The 23,071-nt window shown below is 60.8% G+C and carries 12 protein-coding genes; 5 read left to right on the forward strand and 7 right to left on the reverse strand.

Features of this window, described 5'->3' with window-relative positions:
- Nucleotides 1–61 precede the first annotated feature (61 nt).
- The gene (locus tag HMPREF2526_RS10875) at nt 62–3,802 is read left to right on the forward strand and encodes a multifunctional oxoglutarate decarboxylase/oxoglutarate dehydrogenase thiamine pyrophosphate-binding subunit/dihydrolipoyllysine-residue succinyltransferase subunit (protein ID WP_070547272.1); all 3,741 of its coding nucleotides are present in this window, start codon (nt 62–64) and stop codon (nt 3,800–3,802) included.
- A gap of 676 nt (nt 3,803–4,478) precedes the next feature.
- On the opposite strand, the gene HMPREF2526_RS13305 is transcribed toward HMPREF2526_RS10875, so the two are convergent.
- Nucleotides 4,479–12,125 carry a G5 domain-containing protein gene (locus HMPREF2526_RS13305; RefSeq protein WP_070547273.1) on the reverse strand — a complete coding sequence of 2,549 codons (7,647 nt, stop codon included), beginning with the start codon at nt 12,123–12,125 and terminating at the stop codon, nt 4,479–4,481.
- Nucleotides 12,126–12,514: 389 nt separating this feature from the next.
- Nucleotides 12,515–13,291: a hypothetical protein gene (locus tag HMPREF2526_RS10885; protein ID WP_070547274.1), complete on the reverse strand. Its 777-nt coding sequence runs from the start codon at nt 13,289–13,291 to the stop codon at nt 12,515–12,517.
- 159 nt (nt 13,292–13,450) lie between these two features.
- On the opposite strand from HMPREF2526_RS10885, the gene HMPREF2526_RS10890 reads away from it, so the two are divergent.
- The gene (locus HMPREF2526_RS10890) at nt 13,451–14,590 is read left to right on the forward strand and encodes an Mrp/NBP35 family ATP-binding protein (protein WP_210384419.1); all 1,140 of its coding nucleotides are present in this window, start codon (nt 13,451–13,453) and stop codon (nt 14,588–14,590) included.
- Between the two features lie 7 nt (nt 14,591–14,597).
- Here HMPREF2526_RS10890 and HMPREF2526_RS10895 read toward each other — a convergent pair whose 3' ends face one another.
- The 3 genes from HMPREF2526_RS10895 to sigE form a co-directional block, all read right to left on the reverse strand.
- Entirely contained in the window at nt 14,598–15,170 is a 573-nt protein-coding gene (locus HMPREF2526_RS10895; RefSeq protein WP_070516831.1) for a twin-arginine translocase TatA/TatE family subunit, read from the reverse strand.
- 67 nt (nt 15,171–15,237) lie between these two features.
- Nucleotides 15,238–15,687 carry an anti-sigma factor family protein gene (locus tag HMPREF2526_RS10900; protein WP_046648303.1) on the reverse strand — a complete coding sequence of 150 codons (450 nt, stop codon included), beginning with the start codon at nt 15,685–15,687 and terminating at the stop codon, nt 15,238–15,240.
- 83 nt (nt 15,688–15,770) lie between these two features.
- The gene (sigE, locus tag HMPREF2526_RS10905) at nt 15,771–16,436 is read right to left on the reverse strand and encodes an RNA polymerase sigma factor SigE (protein ID WP_070516829.1); all 666 of its coding nucleotides are present in this window, start codon (nt 16,434–16,436) and stop codon (nt 15,771–15,773) included.
- Between the two features lie 163 nt (nt 16,437–16,599).
- Between sigE and HMPREF2526_RS10910 the strand changes: the two genes are divergently transcribed.
- On the forward strand, nt 16,600–17,247 hold the full coding sequence (locus HMPREF2526_RS10910; RefSeq protein ID WP_070547276.1) for an O-methyltransferase: 648 nt from the start codon (nt 16,600–16,602) through the stop codon (nt 17,245–17,247).
- Nucleotides 17,248–17,708: 461 nt separating this feature from the next.
- On the opposite strand, the gene glgC is transcribed toward HMPREF2526_RS10910, so the two are convergent.
- Nucleotides 17,709–18,926 (reverse strand): glucose-1-phosphate adenylyltransferase, encoded by a 1,218-nt coding sequence (gene glgC, locus HMPREF2526_RS10915; protein WP_046648300.1) that lies wholly within the window; start codon nt 18,924–18,926, stop codon nt 17,709–17,711.
- Between the two features lie 188 nt (nt 18,927–19,114).
- On the opposite strand from glgC, the gene glgA reads away from it, so the two are divergent.
- Complete coding sequence (gene glgA, locus HMPREF2526_RS10920; RefSeq protein WP_070547277.1) at nt 19,115–20,269, forward strand: glycogen synthase; 1,155 nt, start codon at nt 19,115–19,117, stop codon at nt 20,267–20,269.
- An 11-nt stretch (nt 20,270–20,280) separates the two neighbouring features.
- Complete coding sequence (locus tag HMPREF2526_RS10925; protein WP_046648298.1) at nt 20,281–21,738, forward strand: GH32 C-terminal domain-containing protein; 1,458 nt, start codon at nt 20,281–20,283, stop codon at nt 21,736–21,738.
- A 445-nt stretch (nt 21,739–22,183) separates the two neighbouring features.
- Here the strand turns inward: HMPREF2526_RS10925 and HMPREF2526_RS10930 are convergent, their stop codons facing one another.
- On the reverse strand, nt 22,184–23,071 hold the full coding sequence (locus HMPREF2526_RS10930; RefSeq protein WP_070547278.1) for a methyltransferase domain-containing protein: 888 nt from the start codon (nt 23,069–23,071) through the stop codon (nt 22,184–22,186).

Raw genomic sequence — 23,071 nt, forward strand, 5'->3', positions numbered from 1 at the left:
TTGGCCTACTAGAGTCGAACAAAGACAAACTTAGAAGCACAGAAAGAGGCGAGCATCTGCCGTGAGCAACTCGAGCATCTATGGCCCGAATGCGTGGCTGATTGACGAACAGTTTCAGCAGTACTCCAAGGACCCGAACTCCGTAGACAAGGAGTGGCGCGAGTACTTTGAGGCCAACGGGGCACCGAAGTCGGCCGCACAGTCCAAGGCTGCGAACGCTCAATCCAGCACCCCCACCCAGAAGAAGAGCGCGGCACAGGCCGCGCCGAAGAAGGCCCAGGCTGCGGAGAAGTCTTCCGCTGCTCCGAGTGCTAAGGCACCGAGCGATTCCAAGGCTCCCGCCGCCGAGAAGGCTGCGAAGAAGACGGCGAAGAAGTCTGAGTCCCCGCTGGACCGCATCAAGGAAGCACCGGAGCCGGGCTCCCGCGTACTCAAGGGCATGTTCAAGGCAATCGCCAAGAACATGGACGAGTCCCTGGAGATCCCCACCGCTACCACGGTGCGCGATATCCCGGTCAAGCTCATGTGGGAAAACCGCGCGATGATCAACGATCACCTCAAGCGCACCCGCGGCGGCAAGATCTCCTTCACCCACATCCTGGGCTACGCGCTGGTGAAGGCCGTGCAGATCCACCCGGACATGAACGTGCGCTACGAGCTGCAGGACGGCAAGCCCACCGTCGTCCAGCCGGAGCACGTCAACCTGGGTCTGGCCATCGACCTTCCGCAGAAGGATGGCTCCCGCGCCCTCGTCGTCGCTGCCATCAAGGAAGCGGAGAACAAGACCTTCTCCGAGTTCATCGATGCCTACCAGGACATCGTTGACCGCTCCCGCAAGAACAAGCTGACGATGGATGACTTCTCCGGAGTCACCATCAACCTGACCAACCCGGGCGGCATCGGCACCCGCCACTCCATCGCCCGCCTGACCAAGGGCTCCGGCTCCATCATCGGTGTGGGCTCCATGGATTACCCGGCCGAGTTCGCCGGTACCTCTGCCGACCGCTTGGCGGACCTCGGCGTCGGCCGCCTGGTTACCCTGACCTCCACCTACGACCACCGCGTCATTCAGGGCGCGGAGTCTGGTGAGTTCCTGCGCACCGTGGGCCAGCTGATTCTGGACGATGCCTTCTGGGATGAGCTCTTCGAATCGATGGGCGTTCCCTACCAGCCGTTCCGCTGGGCTGCCGACGTCCCCAACACGGGCGTCGACAAGAACACGCGCGTCATGCAGTACATCGAGGCCTACCGCTCCCGTGGCCACCTGCTCGCGGACATCAACCCGCTGGGTTGGAAGCAGCCGGGCCTGCCCTGGCCGGACCACCGCGACTTGGACCTGGCTACCCACGGCCTGACCATCTGGGACCTGGACCGCACCTTCAACGTCGGCGGTTTCGGTGGCAAGGAGACCATGACGCTGCGTGAGGTGGTCAGCCGCCTGCGCGCCGCCTACACCCTCAAGGTCGGCTCCGAGTACGCCCACATCCTGGACCGCGACGAGCGCGGCTGGCTGCAGGAGCAGATTGAGGCCGGTATGCCGAAGCCGACCAACTCCGAGCAGAAGTACATCCTGCAGAAGGTCAACGCCGCTGAGGCATTCGAGAACTTCCTGCAGACCAAGTACGTGGGACAGAAGCGCTTCTCCCTGGAGGGTGCTGAGTCCCTCATTGCCCTCCTGGATTCCATCGTGGACACCGCCGCTGGCCAGGACCTCGACGAAGTTGTCATCGGCATGCCGCACCGCGGCCGCCTCAACGTGCTCTTCAACATCGTGGGCAAGCCGTTGGCGGATATCTTCGGCGAGTTCGATGGCAACTACAAGGGCGGCCAGATGGGCGGCTCCGGTGACGTGAAGTACCACCTGGGCGCTGAGGGCGAGCACCTGCAGATGTTCGGTGACGGCGAAATCAAGGTCACCTTGGCCGCTAACCCGTCTCACCTCGAGGCTGTTGACCCGGTCATGGAAGGTATCGCACGCGCCAAGCAGGACATCCTGGACAAGGGCGCCGGCGCACACACCGTGGTGCCGATCATGCTCCACGGCGATGCTTCCTTCACCGGCCTGGGCGTGGTCCAGGAGACCATCAACTTGTCCCAGCTGCGCGGCTACACCACCGGCGGCACCGTCCACGTTGTGGTCAACAACCAGGTGGGCTTCACCACCACCCCGGACTCCGGCCGCTCCACGCACTACGCCACCGACCTGGCTAAGGGCTTCGACTGCCCGGTCTTCCACGTTAACGGCGACAACCCGGAGGCTGTTGTCTGGGTGGGCAAGCTCGCTACCGAGTACCGCCGTCGCTTTGGCAAGGACGTCTTCATTGACCTCGTGTGCTACCGCCTGCGCGGCCACAACGAGGCCGATGACCCGTCCATGACCCAGCCGCTGCTGTACGACATCATCGATGACCACAAGTCCGTTCGTGAGCGCTACACCGAGGAACTCATCGGCCGTGGTGACCTCTCCGATGAAGAGGCTGAGGCAGCTGCACGCGACTTCCACGACCAGATGGAGTCTGTCTTCGCCGACCACAAGAAGGCCGAAGAGGCTGGTCCGAAGGAACAGACCGGTATCACCTCCTCCCAGGAGCTGACTCGTGGTCTGGACACCTCCATCACTGCCGAGGAAATCGCCGAGATCGGTGACGCCTACGGCACCCCTCCGGAGGACTTCGAGTACCACAAGCGCGTGGCTAAGGTGGCTAAGGACCGCCAGAAGTCTTCTCGCGAGGGTGGCATCGACTGGGGCTGGGGCGAGCTCATCGCCTTCGGCTCCCTGGCTAACGCCGGCAAGGTCGTGCGTCTGGCCGGTGAGGATTCCCGCCGCGGTACCTTCACCCAGCGCCACGCTGTGGCCTTCGACCCGCGCACGGGCGACGAGTACAACCCGGTTGCACGCTTGGCTGAGTCCAAGGGCAATGGCGGCAAGTTCATGGTCTACAACTCCGCGCTGACCGAGTTCGCCGGCATGGGCTACGAGTACGGCTACACCGTGGGTAACCCGGACGCCGTGGTGGCTTGGGAGGCACAGTTCGGTGACTTCGCCAACGGTGCGCAGACCATCATCGATGAGTACGTCTCCTCCGGTGAGGCCAAGTGGGGCCAGCTCTCCAGCCTGATCCTGCTGCTGCCGCACGGCTATGAAGGCCAGGGCCCGGACCACTCTTCCGCCCGCATTGAGCGCTTCCTGCAGCTATGTGCTGAGGGCTCCATGACCGTGGCCCAGCCGTCTACTCCGGCTAACCACTTCCACCTGCTGCGCCGCCAGGCCCTCGGTGAGATGAAGCGCCCGCTGGTGGTCTTCACCCCGAAGTCCATGCTGCGTAACAAGGCTGCGACCTCTTCCGTGGAGGACTTCACTGAGGTCAAGAAGTTCCAGTCCGTCATCAACGACCCGAACTTCGTGGACATCAACGGCAAGAAGGTCGGCGATACCGACAAGGTCAAGACCATCATGCTGGTCTCCGGCAAGCTCTACTGGGAGCTGGCTAAGAAGAAGGAAGCCGATGGCCGCGACGACATCGCCATCGTGCGCGTGGAGATGCTCCACCCGATTCCGTTCAACCGCCTGCGTGAGGCTTTCGAGGCCTACCCGAACGCAACGCAGGTTCGCTTCGTGCAGGACGAGCCGGCCAACCAGGGCCCGTGGCCGTTCTACAACGAGCACCTGCGCGACCTCATCCCGGACATGCCGGAGATGGTCCGCGTCTCCCGCCGCTCGCAGTCTTCGACTGCTACCGGTAACGCGAAGGTTCACCAGATTGAGCAGAAGAACCTGCTGGAGGAAGCCTTCGACGTCTAAGGGCGCTTAAGCCCCAGGCGCTGGCACACAGCACAGCGACGCTAGCAAGGCCCCGGCCACCACGAACTCACTACGAGTGTGGTGGCCGGGGCCTTTTATTTCGCTAGAAAGACGAGGCCAGGGATGAGGTCTACAAGCCAGCCGAACCGCCGCGGGCGGGCACCGCAACGATCTCGCGCGTAAGTGCAATGTTGCAGTCTCCAGTGTCATATCGACCAACCAGTCCCCCGCGACCATGACCACGCCCCTCCCCTTCGCGCTCACCGTGGAACCTTAATCAGCCTCCCGACGCACCCCCGTGAGCGCGAAGGGAGGCTTGCATGAGATGCCGGCACCACTGGTGGCTTCTTTGACGACGAACACCGGGACGGGATGCCACAGGTGAAGCAACGAAGACCGCGATTGCAGTCACACATAACGACGCGCGCCGCTAGTTAAGCCGTTTCTGAGGTGAGCGAACGACGTCACCGGGTCAATCAAGACGGTATCCGCCGTTTCCCTGCCGCACAGTCTGGGCTCTGCCCTAATACACCGCATTGGCTCTCAACAACGAAATCGAACCACCGCAATGAACTAGGCAAAAAGAGAAACGCCCGAGCTTATGCTCGGGCGTTTCATTCACGGCTTAGTAAACCGTGTCTTCAGGGCCAGCCCGGCCCTGACGCTTCCTAGCGGACTAGGACTCCTTGCGGCGACCAGGACGCAGAAGCAGTACTGCTCCAGCAATCAGTGCCCATGCTGCGGCAAGTAGCCACAGGATATTTGCACCGGTATTCGCCAGGGCTCTAGAAGAGGAGCTCTTCTTGGAGTCCTTCGTGCTCGAGGGCGAGCTAGTAGAGCGAGTGGTATTGTCGCTCTGGCTCGGCTGAGCATTGTTGTTGGACTCCACAGCACTCGGCTGTGCTGCCTCACCTGGTGCCTGCGGCTGATTCGGAGCCTCACCTGGTGCCTGCGGCTGCGGGGCCTCGCCAGGGGCCGGGGCCTTCGGATCCAGCGGCTTCAGCGGCTCAAACGGCTTCTGCGGCAGTGCAGGATCATGCGGCGGCTTGAAGAAGTGACTCAAGACCGGCGGCACAAGAACCAGCGGAATGAGCAGCGGCCACAACCCACCGAGCTCAGGTATACGAGGCTCGTTAGGCTCACCTGGCTTGCCCGGCTCTCCCGGCTCACCTGGCTCGTTCGGCTCATTTGGCTCGTTCGGCTGAGTCGGATCCGTCGGTTCAGTCGGAACCAACGGAGTCGTCGACTCGTCGGTCGGCTTCGGTTCCGGCGTGCCCTTGGTCTCTGTCACAGTCACCGTTACAGTCGGGTCCTCTGACGGCTTCGGCTTGTCTGTGGTCGGCTCCTCCGACGGCTTCGGACGAGACGGATCCTCAGTCACCGTTACCGTGGTGGTCGGCTTAGCCGTGTTGGACGTCGTCGGCTTTGCGGTACCAGAGGGTTCTGGCTCCTCACTCGGCTTCGGCTCCGGAGACTCCTTTGTCTCAGTGACAGTTACCGTCGTAGTGCCACTATCAGAAGGCGTCGGCGTTGGGGTTTCAGAAGTCGGCTGAGGCTCCGAGGGATCCTCGGATGGCTCGGGCTCAGACGGATTGACCGTCGTGGTGACCGTCACCGTCGTCGTTGGACTTGCGCTCGGCTCGTCCGTCGGCTCGGTCGGCTTGGTCGGCTCGTCCGTCGGCTCGGTCGGCTTGGTCGGGTCGTCCGTCGGCTCGGTCGGCTTGGTCGGGTCGTCCGTGGGTTCTTCGGTCGGCTTGGTCGGGTCGTCCGTGGGTTCTTCGGTCGGTTCATCCGTTGGTTCGGTTGGTTCCGTCGGCTCAACTGGGCCACAGCCACAGTTATCGCTAACGACACCGATAACAGTCTTCACGTTGAAGACATCACCGTTCTTCGTGGTCACCTTGACCGGAATCTCCTTGATGGTGCCGCTTGGGGTATCAGCCGGCGGAGTAACCGTCAGCTCACCCGTGGACTCATCAATGGTCACGGTCCAACCAGCCGGAATCTCACCCAACTCGTAGGTGTTGCCCTCAGTGTGGCCGTAGTTGATTCCAACCTTCTTGGTATCGCCGGCCTTGATGACATCCGGGTTGTAGGTCGGTGCCGGGATCAGCTCGGGATCATCTGGTTCAGTCGGCTCGGTCGGCTCCGTGGGCTCATCCTGCGGGTCTTCCTTCACGATGAAGACAGCGTTGGTGACGTACGGCTTGCCGCCCTTCGGGGTCACCGTTACCGGAACCTCGATGTAGTCGCCGGACTTCGCCGTCGACGGTGCAGTTGCCGTCACCCGGCCGTTCTCGTCAACGGAGACGGTCCAGCCGTCCACGTCCGATGGCACCTCATAGGTGTTGCCGTCCGTGTGCTTCTTTACGTCCTGAGACTCAGACTGGCCAGGCTTAACCAGCTCAACACCGTAGAAGGAGCGCTCCAGTTCCGGATCCGGGTACGGGGCCGGCTCCTTCTCCGTCACCGTCGTGGTGGTGTTGCTGGTCTCGGTAACCTTCTCCGTCGTGGTGACCTTAGAGGTCTCCGTGACGGCCTTGGTACCGATGCGCAGCTTGCGTGGCGTCGGTTCCTTGGTCACATTCTCGTTGGTCTCCGGGCCACCGACAGGAACACCGTTCTCCAGCTTCCAGACCTTGGTGATCTCCTTCTCTCCGAAGGAACCAGGTTGCTCCTCAACGACCTTTCCAGCCTCGAGGTTCGGGTCAGTCTCAACGAGAGTATCGAACGGGATGCTCTCCTTGTGCTTATCGGTCAGCTCAGTCTGCGTCGGGGCAGACCCGACCTCGATGATGCGCTTGGTCGGCTCGCTGACGACCTCCGTGGAATCTTCAGTAGTGATTTCACCATTCTCAGACTTCACGTTGACGGTGTGCTTGATCGCGCCCGGCTTTCCTTCTTGGACGACCTTGGTCTCACCCGGCTTGAGTTCAGGGTTAACCCGAACCTCAACTTCGAATGGGGTGTTTTCGGTCCACTCGATGGTCTTGGACGTGGTCTTGCCCTTAGTGCCGACCTTGATGATCTTCTTGACAGGCTCGGTCACGCGCTCGGTCTTGGTCTCGGTACCGACAACATTCGAGTTCTCAATCTTCTGAGTCGTCGTTACCTTGTCCTTGCCCGGCTTACCTTCTTGAACCGTTTCCTGGGTGCCGGCCTCCATGGTGTCGTCGAACTGAATCTCGGTTTCGAATGGAACGTCAACCTCGGTCACTGTCTCATGAGAGCCCTCGGTCTTGGTACCCACACGAATCTCGGCCGCAACCGGCTCCTTGGTGCGCTCAGTCGTCACGGTCGGCTCGCCGAAAGGCTTGCCATCCACGATCTTCTGAGTAGAGGTCTCGACATCAGTGCCGAGCTCACCCTGCTTGTCGACGACCTGCTTGCCTGCCTCCAAGTTCGGGTCCGCGGTAATCTTCGTCTCGAACGGCACCGGCTTCTCAGTCTTGGTTACCACAGAGGTGTCTTCAGCCTTCGGGCCGTACTCGACGATGCGCTCGACAGGTTCAGTGCGGGCCTTGACTTCCTTAACCTGTGCTTCACCGTTGGTGCTGGTAAAGACTGCAGCATAGGAAGCCTCGCCGTTCTTGCCTTCCTGAACCACCCTAGTCTCACCCGGAGCGAGGTCAGGGTTCGGACGCAGAGTCGTGCCGAATGGAATCGGCTCCTTCCACTCGACCGTATCGGTCGCAGTGGCCTGCTTGGTACCAACGGTGATGACCTCGTCGACAGGCTGCTTCGTGATCTCTTCAGAGACCGTCGGCTCACTGTCCGGGTTCGAGTTGGTGATGTTGCGCTTGATCGTCACCGTCTTCTCACCCGGAACACCTGGCGTCGTCACCTTGGACTCACCAGCAGGCATGTTCGGGTCGTACTTGATGACGACCTTGAACGGAGCTTCCGTCTTGAAGGTTTCGACGTTCTCACCAGTGGTCTTGCCACCAACGCGGATGATCTGCTTGACCGGAGCCTTAGTCCGTTCCTTGGTGACTACCGGATCACCGGAAGGTATTCCGTCGACAAGCTTCTGCTTAGTCGTAACGGTCTCTTCGCCTTCTTCACCCTTCTGTTTAACGACCTGCTCGCCAGCCTTAAGAGTGTCGTCATAAATGATCTCAGTCTCGAACGGGATGCGGTTCTTGTCAGTGAAAACCAGTTCCTGATCCTCAAGGCGCGGGCCGTACTCCACAATGCGTGGCTTCGGATCCTTGGTCACGGTATCCGACGTGGTCTTCACCGTTGGAACACCGCCCGGCTCAAGGGTGGCGTCGAATTTCGCAGTGATGGTGTGCTCGCCAGCTTCGCCCTCCTGAACAACCTTCACCTCACCCGGCTTGAGCGCCGAGTTCGGACGCATGATGGTGTCGAAACCAGTAGACATCTTCCAAGTCATTTCATCGGTAGCCTTTGCAGGCTTGGTACCAATGACGACGACCTCATTGACCGGAGCCTTGGTCTGCGACCACTTGCCCTTTCGGTCCTGTACCTCTGTGCCTGGAACACCTTCGGTTTCGACCTTGTAGGTGCCCTGCGGGACGGTGTCATCGAACTTGTACTCAACATCGAACGGCACCTCGCGCGTCGGGGCATCCTGGATGTTGATCGGTGCATAAATCCGATCGGTGGAACCGTCGGAGTAGGTAACCGTGACCGGAACCTTGATAGAGTCACCCGGCTTCGCGGTCTTAGGTGCAGTAGCAATTACGTTGCCCTTGTCATCCAAGCCGACCAGCCAATTGCCGTTGGCCGTCGTAACCGTGTACGTCGGATTACCAAACTCGTTTTTATCCCCGGTTGCAGTGTAGCCATCAGCCGGAGTGATCTTGTACGGCTGATCCGGCGCCACGGTAATACCTTCAGGCAGCTCAATAGTGAGCGGAGAAGTAACCGTCTCACCAGGGAACGTAGTCTCCGGCGGGTAGGTTGGATCGACCTCGAAGTTCTGAGTCAAGTTCACCACAGTGGTTACTGGAGTCTCGTCGGTCGAACCATCGGGGTACGTCACCGTGACGTTGTGTACGTGCTTGTCACCCGGCTTAGAGTCAGCGGGCGGGGTTACGGAAACCTCACCGGTCTTCGGATCGATCTTGTAGGTCCACCCGTCAACGGTGTCCTCAGTTTTCGGCTTGTCGCCGTCCAAGCCGAAGGAGAAGGTCGTACCGTTCGGCGCACCGTCCCGGTTAACGGAACGCTTCACCTCGGCGCCTGGCTTGGTTGATTCGACCGGGTATGTAGGCTCGCTGATGTCCTTCTGGTTCTCCTTGACATTAAACGGTGCATAGACCGTGTCGGTGGAGCCGTCATAGTAAGTGACGGTAACAGGGATACTCACGCCGTCACCAGGTCGAGCGTCCTTCGGTGCGGTGGCGGTGACGACACCGTTTTCGTCGACGCTGACCTTCCATCCATTGAAGTCTGAGGGCACCTGGAAACGCTTCGAAGGATCCTTAGCGAGGTCGCGTTCAGGAATCCTCGTTACTTCCGTAATCTCGGACTTAATTGTTCCACCAGGCGTGGTGTTTTGCAGCAAGTACTGTGCCTCATAAACCTGCCGTACTTCCGCCTTAACGACGACTGTGGCAATCGTCTTATCAGTCGAACCGTCTTTGTATGTGACACGAACAGGGATATCCGCAGAGGTTCCAGGCAGAGCAAACTTGCTGATCGGAGTGGTGATGACACCCGTAACCGGGTCAATCTTCACATCTTCCCATTTCAGGTTGCGGGGTGGATCAATATAATCCGGGTCATTCGGATCCGTAATAATGGAAAACTTCGGTTCAGCAGCATCGTACAGGTTAGTACGATCCACCTGGCTAACCACTAATGTACCGGGTTGACCACTAACCGTCGGATACAAGGGGTCATTCGTACGCGCGTAGGCATCGATGACCGTAAACTCTGCCGGAACAGTAGCGGTGGAACCATCCGGGTAGGTTACTTCTACATTGACGGTGACAGTCGTACCATTCTCCACTGTCGCATTCGGGGTTGCGGTAACCGTACCCTTCTCATCAATGCCGAACTCCCAGTCCTGCGGCAAGTTATCAGGCAACTTGTACTTAGCGAGCTTCGGATCGGACAACATCGTATCGATATCCGAAGTCACCTTCTCCCCTGCCTTAGTCACCTGCGCAGGGTAGGAAGCGAAGTCCTTACCGGAACCATCACCAATAACGTTGATGGTTCCGGTCACCACCTGTGGGGTAGCGCCCGCAGCGTAGTAAGCCTTCACTGGGATGGTTAGTCGCGCGCCAGGTATAGCTGTTTCCGGAATCGTCGAAGTCAGCTCACCAGTATTCTCGTCGATAGTGACTGTCCAGTCACCATATTTGTACTCCAAAGAACCGTCTGGGAAAGTATAGCGATTGGGCTTCTCGTCATCGGCGCGACCGCCCAAGCCAATCTCCGGCAAGGTCGGCTGAAGCGTAACCGTTTCATTTATGTGGCCGGATTCCGCGGTGTAGTCCGGAACCTTGATCGCATTGACGATCTGGAAGGGAACCTCAACGGTATCGGTCGTCCCATCTGGGTAGGTAGCGATAACCCTCGGCAAAATCTTAGTGTTGTTCTTAGCAGCTTCCGGCGACGTCGCCTTGACCTTTACAGTTCCATCATCATCGACCGTTACTTTCCATCCTTCCGGAACGGACGCAGGGTCAACATCAAAAGACTTGGGCCGGACTGGGTCGTATCCCTCAAAGCTGGGCTTTAAATCAAGCTCTGAAACGAGTACTTTACCAGCTGGGCCCTCGACGGTTCCTCTGACAGCAAGTTCCGTCACCTGGGTATTGTTCGGATCAATAACTGCGAGCAGCGGGATAATATCCCGCGAACCATTGGAATAGGTGACAATGACCTGGGGCTGCGCAAAGGTACCCGGGAGCGGGTTGGCAGGTGTCGTGACGGTGACGTCATAGGTGTTTGGATCTAACTTGGCGTCCCAGCCCTGGTAGACATAGCGCTTATCAAGCTTGACCTCGGCTTCAACGCCGCCGTCCTCACGCTTCCTCACCAAATCAGCGATCTTGTCACCAACCTGCTTATAGGTCAGCGTCTGGCGCCCAGTCACAACTGTATTAGTAGTCTTATCAACACCAGAGGTCACCGATTGCTGGACCGGAGAATACTCCGGATCGTGGAACTGGGTGTCGTCGAAGCTCCACTGGTGGTTCCCGATAACGTTCGGCTTGTTATAGCGCGTTAGCGAGTTCGAGCTTTCGAAGGCTCCATCATGCTCGAGAAACTCATTGTTGCTCTTAGCAGCGTCCTGGAGCTGTGTAACCGTACGCGGCTTGGCCAGCACACTGAAGCGCATGCCCTGCTGATCGCTCAGCTTCGTGCCCTTGTACTTCGGCATGGTGTACTTGATGGTGCCGTCAGCGTCAATAGTCAGGCGCTTGTCTTCAGCGGACGCGTCGGGGTCACTCGTGCCGATAAAGTTACCTTGCGAGTCGAAAGCCTCCACGACCATGCGGGACATGGAGTCATCCGTGCCGCCACCAGTAACAGCAGGAACGTTGATCTTGCCGACCTCGAGCACCTCGCCCGGCCTGATGACCAGCTTCTCCTGGTTCTTCCACGAGACCGTGATCGGGTTACATTCGATGTTCTCACTCGGCCACGGGTTCACGACGGCCGTAAAGCCTGCAGATTCTCCCCGGGTGGCCCTAGTCCTTGGGTCGGGATTTTCCTGCTTATAGTTACCCTGCCAGGCGTAACGTACCGGGTTGGCGGCGGTGGCCTCAGCGAACTGCTTGACTTTCGCATCGGTCAGTTCCGCGTTGAGGTTCAGGTTTCGCTGTGTCCTAGAAGGGGTAATAGCGAGGAATTCGTCGGCCTTGTGCGTGACTACCTCGCCTGGAAGAAACGTCTGGCCGACATTCATCGACTGGAATTGGCCTGCGTCGAGGTACGCGCCCATATTGCCTGAATTGGTAAAGCCCCAATCAGCGAACGTGCGGTCCTTCGAGTTATCAAAGGCGACGCTCAAACCCCACCGGGTTTTCGAAGGGGTCTCACCAGTCGGTTCTTGGGTGTTCCAGCTGAAACCAGCCTGGCTGCCCTTCTGAGCGTTTGAGCCGACAACACACGAACCGGCCGGCAGGTCGGAGGCCTTCTGGGCGTCCTGCTCTACCGCGCCGTTGCCGTCGCTGCCGCGGAGGCCGCCGGTAAAGCCAGAAGCTGCTGTGGCCTCGGGGACCACAGTATTAAAAGAGGTGATGCTGAGGCCGCTCAGCGCGAGTGTAATAGCAGAAAGTGCTGCTACTCCTTTACGGGAAGAGGGCCGACGGGCCGAGCCACTTCGTGGTGCATTCATTCCTTAGGTCCTTTCAAATGCAGTACCCTGCCCCACCCCACAGTGTGGAAACCCGAAAGCCGCGGCGGCTTCTCAAGGCATTTCCTCACAAATTCGTTTAAGGATTGACAGGAAATAGGCAGGTGAACGCTAGAAATTGTACCCTCCTATACATAAACCCGCAAGAAAAACAGGGTTTTACCTGGAATCTTTAAGAATAAGTACACAAGCGCGTGGGAATTATAGATTTCCTGGAATCGACCACTCTGTGAGATACTGATCGTTTTCCACACGTAGGGAGTGGGGCGGTGCGGCGAGACGTCGCCAAGCAGGGCGTGTCCAGCGCCGTTTTATACAGTCCTAGGTTGTTCCCCCAGGCGCCGAGGACTGCGCCCCCTAGCTTGTATCTCCTAGGATTCCTCGTGGACCAAATCCGAGCCACCGGAAGAGTTGGAGTCGCCTTCCTCGTTGAGGTTCTGCATGAGGTTGGCCTCCATCCAGGCGCGCACGGTCTCTTCAAAGTCCTCGGAGTCGTCTACTTCCTTCACCACTTCATCGAGATCCTGCGCGGTGAGGAACTTGGTAAAGGAGGCAACTTCCAGCTTCTCATCGCGGTTAAATAGCCCGTCTTGGTAGACCACGACGTAATTCTGTGGAAGCTCCGGCTTTGAATTAGGGCAGCCTGCGGCACCGGCAGGCTCCACCACGGAGACCTCCGGTGGCAGCGAGGCCATGAGCGCGACGTGGGTGCGCTCCAAAAAGTCCACGTCCTTGGTGCCCTCTTCCTTGGCAGCCACGTAGTCCTTGGAAATCGCGCGGGCTTCCTCCGGGTTGTAGACGCTTAAGAATTCACCCGTGCAGCCCACGAAGAAGTTGCCGTTAGTGCTGACCCCGCTGATGTGCTCCCCTCCTTGACGCACCAGCTTTGGCTTCTGAGAAACGGTAGCCGCGCGTCCCTCATCGCGCAGGGTCTGGCGGTAGATCTCCGCCAGCACGCGCTGCTCATGGGATGTCGGGTCAATCATGATGGTGATAGGCGCCGAGTTCACTGGGTTCGGATCCGGCTTGGGTTCATACCCGGAGCAGGCGCTTAACGACGCCCCCGCAACCCCCACCAAGGCCACCCCAACAACGCGGGCGAAGGTGCGGGAACGTGCAATAAGGCGGGGCATCAGAATCAGGCGCATTCTTTCTATTCAACCGGACATGCAGCGCACATGTCGCTGTTCTTCAGGGTTCTCAGTCCGCAGCGCTGGGCCGCGGCATCTGGCTGAATTTTACACACCCCGCTGGCCAGACGGCGGTGTGGCTCTCCCCGATAGCAAGTGACTAGACTAATGCGCGTTATGACTAGCGCTATTACTGAATCTTCCGTTCGCGACGCGCTCACCCGCGTCGATGACCCAGAAATCGGACGCCCCATCACGGAGCTCGGCATGGTGAAGTCCGTAGCCGTCAACGGTCCGGACGTGGACATCGAGCTTTATCTCACCATCGCCGGCTGCCCGATGAAGGGCACCATCGAGTCCAATACCCGCGCGGCCGTGGCGGAGATCGACGGTGTCGGCAACATCAGCATCTCCATGACTCCGATGAGCGACGAGCAGCGTAAAGAGCTCAAGCAGAAGCTGCGCGGCGGGCAAGCCGAGCCGGAGATCCCCTTTGCCAAGCCCGAGTCCACCACCCGCGTGTTCGCGGTGGCCTCCGGCAAGGGAGGCGTGGGCAAGTCCTCCGTCACGGTGAACCTGGCCGCTGCCTTGGTCAACAAGGGGCTCAAGGTGGGCATCGTGGACGCCGATATTTACGGCCACTCCGTGCCCAGCCTGCTGGGTTCCACGGCGGGCCCCACAGTGCTTGACGACGAAATGCTGCTTCCCCCCATCTCCCACGGCATCAAGCACATTTCTATTGGCCAGTTCGTGGAGGGCAATGCGCCGGTGGTCTGGCGCGGGCCGATGCTCCACCGCGCCCTCCAGCAATTCCTCGCGGACGTCTTCTGGGGTGACTTGGACGTGCTCCTGCTCGACCTGCCGCCGGGTACCGGCGACGTTGCACTGTCGGTGGCCCAGCTCATCCCCAATGCGGAGCTGCTGATTGTGACCACCCCGCAGGCGGCCGCGGCCGAGGTTGCCGAGCGCGCCGGTTCCATCTCGCAGCAAACGCGCCAGCGCGTGGCCGGCGTGATTGAGAACATGGGTGCGATGGTCATGCCGGATGGTTCCACCATGGATATCTTCGGCTCCGGCGGCGGCACAGTAGTGGCCGAGCGCCTCAGCGTGCTGCTGGGCCACGAGGTTCCTTTGCTGTCGAGCATCCCGCTCGACCCGAGCCTGCGCGCGGCTGGCGATGCCGGAACCCCCATCGTCATCTCTGCGCCCGACTCCCCCGCTACCGCAGCCATCAACAAGGTGGCGAATTCCATTGCGGTGCGCTCCGATTCCCTCGTGGGCAAGAAGCTTGGCTTGGGTGTCACCCGCAAGGGCTAAATAACCCTTAGGTGACGTCCTCCCAGGAGGAGCTGCCCTCGCCGGTGGATGCATTTCCGCCGCGCGGGGGCTGTGTCGTTTTAGCCGCCTTCTCCCCCGCCGGCTGCTGGGCGCCAAGGTCCGGATAGACCTGCGAATAATCGAAGGTCGGCCGGCCAGTGTTCTGCTCCGGCGCTGGCTGTGCCGGCCCCTGCTGGTTATGCGCGGGTTGGTTGTTTATTTCCGCGTCATGCTCATACGGGCTGGTGCTCTTCTTGATGTCCTCAGCCATCTTCTTCGGGTTGAAGTCGTCCCAGGCGGAATCGTCGCCGTCGAAAAGCGCCTTGGTGATAACCCCGCGCGGGCCCATGCGCGTCCATTCCGCCGCCTGGCTCAGGGGCACCCGGAGGTCATCGAACTCCGCGCCGAGACCGCTCATCTCACCGTTGAGCTCCGCCTTGGCGTTCGCAATGGCCTTGCGCGCGGCGTAGATAGCCGCGCGGACGTCCATAATCACGCCGGGCAAGCGCTCGGGGCCGATGATCACCAGCCCCAGCAGCACGATGACGAGGATCTCTACCCAACCAATTGAGGAAAACACGAAACTATCTTAACTACTTCGCTAGAGGTAACTGGGCGACGGGCGCGCGGAAGGCTTGGGGCTCTTCTTAGCCCCGCTGGTTGTGCCGGATGGCGCGCACAACCATCTCCACCTTGTCCAAGAAATCCTGACGTGGCTGGTGCGCAGGCGCTTCCGCATCCGGCCCGGGCCCTACGCCCTGATGAGCGATACCTGCAAGCTTCGCCATCAGGGAATCAGGAGCCTTGACATGGGATTCCACGCTGCATTCACGAACCCACTCGGCGGCGTTGCGCTGGTGGTGGATTTCTGCCCGGCATTCCGGGCAGTGCACGAGATGGATGCGTACGCGGTGGGCATATTTGGCGGGCATCTCGCCGTCGACGAAAGCGACGACCGCCTCGGGCCCCAAATGGCCGATGGTATCTGCCCGCTGGGCGCGGGCCTTCGCCTTATCGCGGACTTTGGCTTGGGCCTCGGTGAAGAATCCGGACAGACTCAGGGACTGGCCGTCGCTGCTATGTCCTTCTGCTTTCACCTCAACGTCACCTCACCTCAGTGCGCGCTCCTCTGCCCTAGGCGGCAGAATTCTCGCGGTCTCAGACTTAAACGCTGCCCAGTCTAGCGCGTACGCAGCAGGCTGCGGGTGTCTGCGTTGCTCTCGGCTTCCTTCTCCAGAGCGGCACGCAGCTGGGAACGGCCGCGGTGGATGCGGGAGCGCACGGTGCCCATCTTGACGCCGAGGGTTTCGGCGATTTCGTCGTAGCTCATGCCCACGACATCACAGAGAACCACCGCCACGCGGAAATCCGGTGCGAGGTTATCCAGCGCGGACTGCAGCGCCGGATCCAGGTTAGCTACCGAATAGGCCTGCTCCGGGGTCATGTCGGTTCCGGGGACGCGCTCATAATCCTCCGGCAGGGCCTCCATGCGGATCTTGGAGCGGTGGCGGACCATGTCCAGGAAGAGGTTGGTGGTGATGCGGTGCAGCCAGCCCCCAAAGGTTCCCGCTTGGTACTTATCCAAGGAGCGGAAGACACGCATGAAGGTCTCCTGCGTGAGGTCTTCAGCATCGTGCTGGTTGCCGGAGAGGCGGTAAGCCAAGCGGTAGACATCATCGGCGTGCTCAGCCACGAGTTCACCCCAGGAAGGCATATCGGCTTGGCCGGCGTCGAACGCAGCGGTTCCGGTCAACTTCTCAGTTTCAGCGCTGGCATCATGGCTGCCAGTGGCGGAGGAATCGGTGGAACGGTGAGCGTGCTCAAACTCGCGCTGCTGTGTGGTCATGCCGAATATCTTTCTATAGTGCGCGGCGAAACTCCAGCCACGGCCCTGTGAGCAACCTGTGAATCCGTCACACCCCTTACATGCGCTTCTTGCGTCACAGCTGAGGAGAGTTGCGGGCGATTCTCGGCACGCAGCTGTGGCGATTTCACTATGGTTTTCTTTTGTGACTACTACGGCTTATGACGCAATGCGAACCTACATCGAATCCACCAGCGAGGTCTCCAAGGTTCTCGCCGGCGCTCGCGCCCACGCGGAGGAGTATGGCCTGCCAGCCCCGGATGAGGCAACCGGCCAGTTGCTCACCACGCTCGCGGCGGTTTCATCCGGCACCACCTCGCGGCCGCAGGCGGTGGCGATTACTCCCGCAGCATCCGTCGTGGGCCTCTATCTGCTTGCCGGCATGCCAGAGAACGGAATCCTCACCTGCATCGATCCGGAGGCAGAGCACCAAGCCAGCGCCAAGCGAACCTTCCGCGAGGCCGGCTACTCCCCCAGCCGCGGCCGTTTCTTACCCTCGCGCCCCCTCGACATCATGGGCCGTCTGGCTAATGACACCTACCAGGTGATCTACGCCGAGGTCCCCGCGCTCGACATGCCTGCGCTGCTCAAGGCCGCCTGGCCGCTGCTGCACCAGCACGGCACTTTGGTGCTGGCCAATGCGCTTCTCGACGGCACCGTGGCCGACCCCTCCCGCACCGACCGCGACACCGCCGCTGCCCGCGAGGCCGACGAGGTTGCCCGCTCCCTCGAGGGCGCGGCCGTCACGCGCCTGCCCTACGGTGCGGGTCTGACACTCATCACCAAGCTGTAGCCACCTTCTGAAACTGCCCGATCTGCCAAAACCATCGCCTGTTTTCGATCGGCACGGAGACTTTCGTCATTTAGGGCACCATTGGTTTAGCCACTGATACGTCTCCGAGCAAACCCCGCCCTGTGGCGCCGGTGTCCTTCTTTGCGCCCACTTTTACTCCTTCTCCGTTCCCACCCCCGCCCTTCGCGCTCACCGTGGGGCTTCACGAGGCGGGCCGCGCGCTCTCGGTGAGCGCGAAGGGTGTGTTGGTGCAGGATTGTGGTGTTGCACGGGTGTGTTGGTGCAGGGTGTGGTTGTGCCGCGCGTGATGTTGCAGGGTGTGCTGTTGCAAGGGTGTGTTGTCGCGCAGGCTCCTGAAGCAGCCTGGGACTCGTCGGCGCCATCAAAGCCACGAAAATCGGGCGTGGAGTGGACTTCAATCCACCCGCACGCCCGCTTAAACTACTGTGCTGTCTCGCGGCTTAGACCTTTACGTTCTTACCCACGACGACCACGCCACCTTCGGAAACCTTGAAGCGCTCCTCATCGCGCTCGCGGTCCACGCCGATGATCGCACCATCGCTGACCACCACGTTCTTGTCCAGGATGGCGTGGCGGACCACCGCGCCGCGTCCAATGCGCACGCCCGGCAGGATGACGGAGCCTTCCACCGTCGCGCCATCGGCCACGTGCACGTCCGAGGAGAGCACAGAGTTGCGCACCGTACCGCCGGAGACAATGCAGCCCGGAGCCACCATCGAGGACTGCGCGATACCGTTCTGCACGAACTTCGCCGGCGGGAAGTTCGAGTCATCCGTGGAGTGAATCGGCCACGAACGGTTGTACAAGTTGAAAATGGGGTGCACCGAAATCATGTCCATGTGTGCCTCATAGAAGGAGTCGATGGTACCGACATCGCGCCAATAGCCATGGTCACGCTCCGTAGAACCGGGCACCTCATTGGCCATGAAGTCGTAGACGTGTGCCTGCTCACGCTTCACGAAATAAGGAATGATGTTGCCGCCCATGTCATGCGCGGAGTCCTCATTCTTTTCGTCTTCCAGCAAAGCGTCGATAAGCGCCTGCGTGGTGAAGACGTAGTTGCCCATGGAGGCGTAGGTCATGTTCGGATCATCCGGGGTGGCCGGGGGATTCGCAGGCTTCTCGACGAACTCCGTAATCGTGCCCATCCCATCCGCCTGGATGCAGCCGAAGGCAGAAGCCTCCGAGCGCGGGACGCGGATGCCCGCCACGGAGCAGTCCAGGCCAGTCGCGATGTGCTCCTCCACCATCTGGGCCGGGTCCATGCGGTAGACGTGGTCGGCGCCAAAGACGATGACGTAATCCGGCTTCTCGTCATAAATCAGGTTCAGCGACTGCAAGATGGCATCGGCCGAACCGTTGTACCAACGCTTACCGCGGCGCTGCTGGGCGGGTACGGAGGCGATGTACTGCGGAGTCGGGCCAGACAGGTTCCACGCCTGGGAAATGTGGCGGTCCAAAGAGTGGGACTTGTACTGGGTTAGCACCGCAATCTTGAGGTATCCGGCGTTAACGAGGTTGGACAGCACGAAGTCGATCAGGCGGTAGGAGCCGCCGAAAGGAACGGCGGGCTTAGCGCGGTCTTCCGTCAGCGGAAAGAGGCGCTTTCCCTCGCCGCCGGCAAGGACAATGGCAAGGACATTAGGAAGGCTTCTCACACCACCCAACTTATAGACATTTTCCGCATCGTGCAGTAGAAGTTTGCGTGTTTTTACCCCCTTTAACCTCCCTCACCCCTCTTGCGTGCTTCCTTCGTGTTTGCGTCCCAAAGCCGCTGCGCGCCGCGCCCGAGGCGCGCGATAGGAAGGTTTAGCGCGCGCTGCGGAATGTCCGTATTCTGGCGAGTATGAGAGCCGGAATTTTTTCTAAGGAGTATCCGCCTGAGATTTACGGTGGAGCTGGCGTCCATGTTGCAGAGCTCACCCGTTTCATGCGCGAGATCATCGATGTCTCCGTCCACTGCATGGGGTCTGAGCGCGACGAGAAAGACGTTTTTGTCCATGGCGTTGACCCCGCATTGAAGGATGCCAACGCTGCGCTGCAGACACTGTCTACGGGTCTACGCATGGCCAACGCCGCCTCCGACATCGATGTGGCTCACTCGCACACGTGGTACACGGGCCTTGGTGGGCACCTCGCCAGCCGGTTGTACGGTATCCCCCACGTGGTTACCGCGCACTCCCTCGAGCCGCACCGCCCGTGGAAGCGCGAGCAGCTGGGCGGCGGTTATAAGGTCTCCTCTTGGTCGGAGAAGAACGCGATGGAATACGCCGACGCCGTCATCGCCGTATCTGCCGGCATGAAAGATTCCATCTTGGATGCCTACCCCCGTATCGACGCCGATAAGGTGCATGTGGTCCTCAATGGCATCGATACGCAGGTGTGGCAGCCGGGTGAGTCGGCGGTGCTGGATAAGTTGGGCGTCGACAAGCAGCGTCCCGTCGTTGCCTTCGTGGGCCGGATTACCCGACAGAAGGGCGTGAAGCACCTGCTCAAGGCGGCCCAGAGCTTTGACGAGGATATCCAGCTCGTGCTGTGTGCGGGCGCGCCGGATACGCCGGAGATTGCGGCGGAGACCGAAGCCCTCGTGGAGGAGTTGCGCTCCAAGCGCGATGGTGTGTTCTGGGTTAAGGACATGCTGTCCCGCGAGGAGATTAAGCAAGTCTATTCCGGTGCCGATGTGTTCGTCTGCCCGTCGATCTATGAGCCGCTGGGCATTGTTAACCTCGAAGCCATGGCTTGCGGCACCGCGGTCGTAGCCTCCAATGTGGGTGGCATCCCAGAGGTCGTCGTGGATGGTGAGACCGGCGTTTTGGTCAATTACGATGCCGCTGATGAAGCCACCTTTGAGGCTGATCTCGCCGCCGCCGTGAATCGAGTGGCAGCGGACAAGGAACTGACGCAGCGCTTTGGCAGCGCCGGTCGCCAGCGCGCCATTGATGCTTTCTCGTGGGCTACCATCGCGCAGCAGACCGTGGACATTTACCGTTCGTTGATGTAGGAAGGACTGCCGTGACTCTTAACGAACCGCCTCATCGCCCAGAACTACATTTCGTTCCCGACACCGGGATCCTCGAAGCCCCCGCGGGAATCGTCCGCGACGGTAACACGTGGCACCTGTTCCACCAGTACCGGCCCGCGGCTGACCAGCCCGCACGCTGGGGCCATTCCACGTCGGAAGAAACAGCTTTTGAGTGGCTCGACTGCGACGATGTCCTCGCCCCCGTGGGCGGAGAGCTGTCGCTGCGTGCTGGCTCCGTCGCGGAGGGCAAGGAGGCCCTCAACCTATATTTCACCTCGGTGACCTCGGTGGGTACGAGCGTGCGCCTAGCGCGCTACACCGACTACGCCGATGAGTGCGTCGTCTCCGATGACCCTACGGCGCTCGACCCGGATGTCGTCCGCTTCGGCGAAGCTGTCGGTGCCAGCACCAATCACGACCGCTTCCGCTCTCCCTCTGTGGTCCCAGATTGGGCTAAGGAGGACCGCGAGGAAGGCCACGATGGCTGGCTCATGCTTGCGCTGACCGGGCACTCGGACGCGCCGGTGCCGGTGATCCTGGATAGCCCCGATGGCGAATCCTGGACGCTCCTCGGGCCGTTGAGCTTCGACGGCGACCCCGGTTTTGAGGAGGGCGAGGTTCCGGCTACCTCCCCCATCCCGCCGGTGGTCTCGCCGCGCTTGGTGCGCCTGCGCGACGAGGTCGATAGGGAAATCTACGATGTGCTCTTCGTGACCTTAGAGCGCGAGGGCCGCGATGTTTCCGGCTATATCGTGGGCCGCCTTGATGGCACGGTGTTCACCGTGGCGAAGGGTTTCCAGCGCGTGGACTTTGGCCACGATTTCTCCCGCCCGCGCAACACCAACACCACGACCGGAACGATTCCGCAAGAGCGCCGCTACGACCGTGCGGTCATCCTCGGTCTGCTCAACGGCAACGGTCGCGGTGACGACGCCACCAAGCACCCATCCTGGGAGGCGGAGGGCTGGGCCAATAGCCTGTCGCTGCCCCGTGCGGTCACGCTGCAGGGCGGTGTGCTGTACCAGACCCCGGCGGAGGGTCTGCCGGATGCGGTGAAGCTCTCCGATTATGCCCAATCCTGGACTGGTGTTTTGGAGGTTCCGGAAGGCTCCGCCGTGACCGTCACGCTGAAGGACGGTAACGGTGATGCCGCCGCGGTCATCCGCCACACCGGCTCCGAGATCAGCCTGGATCGCTCCATGTCGAAGGCCTTTGATCACTACTTCAAGGACTCTGCTCCTGCGGTGACCCAGCTGGCTGAGGGCGATTCGGACACGCTCACCGTCATCCAGGACGGCGCTAGCGTTGAGGTGTTTGTGGATGGCGGCTTGGTGGCCATGAGCTCTCGCGTCTACTTCGAGGGCGGGTGCTCTGCCATCGAGGTCAGCACGGAGGGCGAGGCTGTCATTGAGCAGTCGTGGAGCCGAAAGGGCACCAAGCGCTCTTAATCGCATCGCGCGTGTGTTGAACTATAAGAGGAGGACCGGGATGACCGGTCCTCCTCTTAATGCGCTCCCCTACCCTTCGCGCTCACCGTGGACATCAAACAACCACCGCGGGCGCTGCCGGTGAGCGCGAAGGGAGATTAGCGAGGATGCCCTCGAGCGCCAGCGGGACCACGCAGCTGACGCGCGTCACTCAGCCAGGCCGGGCCTCACCCCGCCCTTCGCGCTCACCGTGGACTTCAGACAACCGTCGCGGGCGCTGCCAGTGAGCGCGAAGGGAAGTTTTGGTAGCCGCGCGGCGTCAAGGCCGGACCGAGGATGTAGCCATGAAATGCTGAGGCTGGACCGGGGATGTAGCCATGAAATGCTGAGGATGGGCCACAGCTGCAGCTTTGAAGCGTTTAGGCCAGAAATGCAACCAGCATGCGGCCGAGAATAAAGCCGCCTATTAAGCAGAGCGCAGACGGTCCAGACGAGCGTGCGCCGTCACGGTCAGGGTTTGCGGCAGAGAGGCCATACGCTCGGCCAGCCCTTCCGGGCTGATGTGGCGCGCAGAAGGGCTCATTCCCACCTGCGCAGCGATGGATGCCTTGTCGAGGACGATGGGGAAGGAAATATCGACCGGGTCGGCCGCCTGCTCAAGGAAACCTTCCGCCTGCGCGTAGAGACGCTCCACCTTTCCTTCCTCGACGCCGAGGATGCCCAAAGGCTCCCGCAGCTCATCGAGGTGGCCAGCCTGCGGAGTCAGCACAATAACCTCCCCGCCGGGGGCGAGCACGCGCTGGAATTCCGCCGGGTTGCGCGGGGCGAAGACGACCGAGATGGCGTGAATCGAATCATCCTTCAGCGGCAGACGCTCCCACACATCCGCGACCACGGCACCGACGCGCTCGTGCGACTTGGCCAGGTGCTTGGCCGCATGTGTGGAGATATCCAGGCCCACGCCGCGAGCGCCCTCAATCGAATCGAGCGTGTGGGCAAGGTAGTAACCCGTGCCCGCGCCCACCTCAAGGAGCGCGGGGGCGGTGTCCACATCCAGGCCTGCTACGTGCTCAGCCGCATCCTGGGTTTCCAAAGAGTCCTGGACCGCGCCGGTCACTGCCTCCACGAAGGGCGCGAAGTGCCCCATGGCCAGGTAGGTCTCGCGGGCGGTAACCATCGCGGCATCGTCGCCCTGATGTTTCAGGCCCGCGCCGGCTGCCAGCGTGACGTAGCCCTGCTTGGCCACGTCATAAGAATGGCCGGTCTCCGACACGAGGCGAGAAAAATCATCCGCGCCCTGCAGGGCGCTGCCATCGGCGGGATCGGCCAGAATATCGACGATATGTGAAAGCAT

Origin of the sequence: Corynebacterium sp. HMSC070E08 (assembly GCF_001808895.1) — a bacterium.
GTDB classification, from domain to species: domain Bacteria; phylum Actinomycetota; class Actinomycetes; order Mycobacteriales; family Mycobacteriaceae; genus Corynebacterium; species Corynebacterium hiratae.